Annotated in this window: 3 protein-coding genes and 1 pseudogene; 3 read left to right on the forward strand and 1 reads right to left on the reverse strand. The window is 62.0% G+C overall.

What is annotated here, in order from left to right; genetic code table 11:
• Together CIC12_RS27355 and CIC12_RS33790 are read left to right on the forward strand one after the other, a co-directional pair.
• Positions 1 to 697, forward strand: a pseudogene (locus CIC12_RS27355) (pyridoxamine 5'-phosphate oxidase family protein); the annotation flags it as partial.
• Between the two features lie 211 nt (positions 698 to 908).
• Positions 909 to 1106 (forward strand): 2Fe-2S iron-sulfur cluster-binding protein, encoded by a 198-nt coding sequence (locus CIC12_RS33790; RefSeq protein ID WP_168668803.1) that lies wholly within the window; start codon positions 909 to 911, stop codon positions 1104 to 1106.
• Positions 1107 to 1232: 126 nt separating this feature from the next.
• Here the strand turns inward: CIC12_RS33790 and CIC12_RS27365 are convergent, their stop codons facing one another.
• A complete protein-coding gene (locus tag CIC12_RS27365; protein WP_168668805.1) occupies positions 1233 to 2441 on the reverse strand; it encodes a tyrosine-type recombinase/integrase in 1209 nt (402 codons plus the stop codon).
• Positions 2442 to 3149: 708 nt separating this feature from the next.
• Between CIC12_RS27365 and CIC12_RS27370 the strand changes: the two genes are divergently transcribed.
• Complete coding sequence (locus CIC12_RS27370) at positions 3150 to 4565, forward strand: ISNCY family transposase (RefSeq protein ID WP_168666856.1); 1416 nt, start codon at positions 3150 to 3152, stop codon at positions 4563 to 4565.
• The last annotated feature ends 34 nt before the right edge of the window (positions 4566 to 4599 follow it).

A 4599-nucleotide genomic window follows, 5' to 3' on the forward strand; every position in this document is an offset into this window, starting at 1 on the left:
GACGCTGCGCATCGACGCAGGCGGCGTGCTGCCCGGCGATCCGCTCGCGGGGCGCTGGCAGCCAGGCGCGATGATCGGAGGGCTCGGGTTGCAGCCGCAGACGCGGCGGCGTAACCGGGTCAACGGCGTCGTGAGGTCGGTGGAAGGCGAAACGCTGTTCGTCGAGGTGACGCAAAGCTTTGGCAATTGCGCGAAGTACATCCAGAGCAGAACGCCGACTTTTGTGGAGCCGGGTGCGCCGTTGCCTTGCGAGCCGGAAGTCGCTGCACAGCTCGGCGACGCGGACCGTGCGTTGATCCTGCGCGCCGATACGTTTTTCATTGCAAGCGCCAACCTCGAAGAAAAGGCGGGGCCCGCGCGTGGTGTCGACGTGTCGCATCGCGGCGGTGCGCCCGGCTTCGTTCGCGTCGACAACGCAACCACGCTGACTACCCCGGACTACAGCGGCAATCGGTTCTTCAACACGATCGGCAATCTGCTCCATGATCCGCGCGCGGGTTTGCTGTTCATCGACTTTGCGACGGGCGATCTGCTTTATCTCGCGGTGCGGGCGGAAGTGATCTGGGACGGCGCGGAACTGGCAGCCTTCGCAGGCGCGGAACGGCTTGTCCGTTTTCATATCGACGAAGTACGTCGCACTCACAGTGCATTGCCTTTCCGGTGGTCGGAAGTTGAATTCGCTCCGCAGTTTGCAGCCGTTATTCGTCAGCCAGGCACGAGTGCTTGACTATGATTTTTATCCGTGTGGGCGTGAGCAGTTCATGCGCGACATGTACGACGGACTGCGGGCCTCGATGTCGCGGATGAGCGCATCCGATTCGAGGCGTTTGGACGGGCGGATATGAAGCGCGCGGTTATCAAACGGGAGATGCCCGCGGCAGCCATCGCGCGACGCTGGCGGGTTACCGGTGACTTTCGCGAAATCGGCGCGCGCGATTCAATGGTCGCGGCGTGACGGCAGCTTGCTCGAATTCGCCGAGGCGCACGGTGCCGGCACGTCGTCGAGTTGCAGGTCGGGTACGTGCGAGACGTGTTCGACGCGGTTGTTGTCGGCGTGGGTTCGGTATGAGGGAGCGGTCGTCGCGGAGATCGAATCTGGGCGCTGATTTGTGTGGGACGTCCCGCGGAAGGTAGTGCGGAGCCGGACGTCGTGCTGGATTTGTCAGCGGCGGTTGATGCCGTTCGTCGGGATCGGGATATGAGCCCGATACATTCAGAACCCGCCATGCGCACTACCAGCCAATCCGATGCTTCTCATCGGTCTCCTTGTGACGCCGATCATCGTCGGCATGCAAGTACTGGCTGGTCGTGGTGAGTGACGCATGCCCCAGGTTGTCGCGCACCAGACGAAGGTCGACCTGCTGATCGGCCATGTTCGATCCCGCGCTATGCCGCAGCCAGTGAGCGGAGGCCAGTTCGAGTTGATCGGCTGGCTGCATGTACTCGTCGCCACGAGCACGGAGCGCCTGCGCCGCGCCGCTGAAGACCTGCTTGACGATGAGGTGCAAGGCGGCCCGTGTCAGCGGTTTGCGCGACTGCCCGATCGGCAGTATGAGCGGCGTGTCCTCGTGCGGTAAAGGCAACGGCGGCAATCCCTGTTGATGGCGATAGGTGACGAGCTCGGCCATCATTTCCGCCGTGGCAGGCACCAGACGCTCCCTGTCGCCTTTGCCCAGCACTTCGAGCCACCAGCGATCGACGCCGTTCGCATCGCGACGGCAGAAAAAACCGCCCATCGTATTGGTGGCCACCTCCGTAATGCGCAAGCCGCCCAGATAGAGCAGGGTGAAGAGCCAGCGCATACGCACGGCGTGCTCACGTTCGCGATCCGTCTCGTGCGGCATGGACGGAATCCATTTTTTGACGAGCCATAGCGCCGGCGAAAGATAGTGGGTGACGCGCGGCTTCGCGCGGCGCGTGCGCTGACGGGACAGCGACAGCGGGTTGCCGGCGAGATAGCCTGCCTGCACGAGCCACGCAAACATCACATTGAGAATCACCCATGCCTGACGCTGACTGGTGGCGGAAAGCGGCCCGTAGAACGGACGCCAGCGTGGATCGGCACGCGGATGCTTGCGGCCCCCGTTTGAGGTCCACTGCGCGACCGGTTGCGGATGCGGGAGAAAGTGCTGATAGAGAAGCAGGTCCTTGTGCGAGAGCGAGGACAGTGGCTTGCCCAAATGAAGCAGCGACCACAACAGCAGGCGCTCGGCTTCCTTGCGGTAGTTGTCGAAGGTGGTTTTCTTGTCGACGAAACGCCCGAGCCAGGCGTGGATTGCGTCGAGATCGTTTTGCGCCGCAATCTGGGTGAGGGCGTTCTGCGCGCGGTTGGTGCCCGTGCGACCATTCAGGTGCGGGGGGATGAGCAGCGTTTCAATCGGGCAGGGGGCCGGCGGGAGAAGGGTCGCCGAGGGCTGGGTACGCGGTGTGTCTTTGCAGATTCAGCTAGGCAATTTTTTTAACGTTATAACAGTAATGTCAAATTAGTCACGCAATGTAATTATGTTTCGTACTAAATACGTTGTATTACCAACGCCGAAGGCCGTTGCTGCCCTTGGCATGACGCGCCGACCGCTCGTTGCGGCCCGTCGCAATCATCGATGCGGCCGATGTCGATTTGCGACGCGAACATCTCGCCGTAAGCCTGCAGAGCAACGTCAGCGAGAAGCCGATGGGTAGCCCCGCAAGCACTTCCGGCACGGCAGCGGCCAGCAGCGCGTGACGTGAAGAGGCTACTGGCGCCGAATGGTGCCGACATGAATTGAGATTCCGCCCCGGGGCCGACGAGTCAGGAATGTGAATTGTCCGGTGGGGCTGGCGATTGTTGGCGTGAATCCGCCTCATACCTGTACGGGGACGCCGACATCGAGTTGTACGCTCGCTCGAAGCTATCTCGGTTGAAGCCTGCGATAAGCGAGCGGACTGTGCCGTGGTAGCGGTTGCGTACCTTCTCATGGTCGGCATGCAGTGTTCTCCAGTTGGGTGCTATCCGGTTCTAGCAAGTTGACATAAGATAAATTATCACCCAAACCGATGTCAGGGCTTTTTAGAAATGTCCGGTTCTGGCTCATTAGAAATGTCCGGTTTCCTGGTCCGGGCGGGCTGCGGTGGCGCATGCTGCGACATCCCAGCCCGCCCGGAGCCTGACCATGAACGGACGTGGATTCATCACGATCAGCATGCACGAGCTCGAGCGCGTGAAGATCATCGAGGCGGTCGTCCAGCGCCGCCTGACCATCGTACAGGCGGCTGAACGGCTGCAGCTGTGTGAGCGTCAGGTCAGCCGGCTGGTGCGGCGCTACGAAGCCGCTGGACCGGCCGGGCTCGTTTCGGCGCGGCGTGGGCAGCCCAGCAATCGCGAACTGCCGGTGGAGCTGCGGGCGCGAGCCATGGCGCTGGTGCGCGAACGCTATGCTGATTTTGGGCCAACGCTGGCGTGCGAGAAGCTGGCCGAATGTCATGGCGTGGTGCTGGCGAAGGAAACCGTGCGGCGCTGGATGCGGGATGCCGGGCTATGGATTCCACGCAAACAGCGGCCGCCGAAGCTCCATCAGCCGCGAAACCGGCGCGCGTGTCTGGGCGAACTGGTGCAGATCGACGGCAGCGATCACCGCTGGTTTGAGGAACGCGCGCCGGCGTGCACGCTGCTGGTGTTCATCGATGATGCAACGGGCCGGCTGATGGCGCTGCATTTTACGGCGACCGAATCGACCTTCAGCTACTTCGAGGCGATGCGCGGTTATCTGGAACAGCATGGCAAGCCGGTGGCGCTGTACAGCGACCGCGCGAGCGTGTTTCACTGCAACAGCCATTCCGTGACACCTGGCAAGGGCGTGACGCAGTTTGGCCGGGCGCTGTACGAGCTGAATGTGGATACGTTCTGTGCCAACAGCAGCCAGGCGAAGGGGCGCGTCGAGCGCGCCAATCTGACGTTGCAGGATCGCCTCGTGAAGGAGTTGCGGCTACGCGGCATCAGCACGAAGGAGGCGGCCAATGCTTATGCGCCCCACTTCATCGCTGATTTCAACGGCCGGTTCGGCAAGGTGCCCAGGAGCACATTCGATGCACACCGGCCGCTGCGTGCCGACGACGATCTTGAGCTGATCCTGACGGTTCGTGTACCGCGGCGCGTGTCGAAGGTGTTGACGGTGCAGTACGACCGCGTGATCTACCTGCTGGAAGACACGGTGGCAAACCACCGCCTCATTCACAACTATCTGGACGTGTTCGAGTATCCGGACGGACGCATCGAGATCAGGGTGAATGGCGCTGCCCTGCCCTGTGTGCCGTACGACCGGCTCTCGGAGATCGATCAGGCGGCGGTGGTCGATAACAAGCGGCTGGGACACACACTGCAACTTGCCCAGGTGATCCAGTCGCAGCGTGATGACCGGCGGGCGTCGGGCTCTCCATCGCGGACCAATCAGGGTGAAGCGCCACGGTCGAAGGAGCGCAAGGTGGGCACCCGCAAGCAGCGCGAACTGACCCGGGAGCAGTTGAATGAAGCGATTCTGGGAACTGCCGGAATGCGGGTTGGCTCGGTGCTTAAAAGCCCTCTAACATAGATATTTCTGAACCTCGGAACCGGACATTTCTAAA

It is taken from the genome of Paraburkholderia sp. SG-MS1 (assembly GCF_012275575.1).
Lineage (GTDB): Bacteria > Pseudomonadota > Gammaproteobacteria > Burkholderiales > Burkholderiaceae > Paraburkholderia.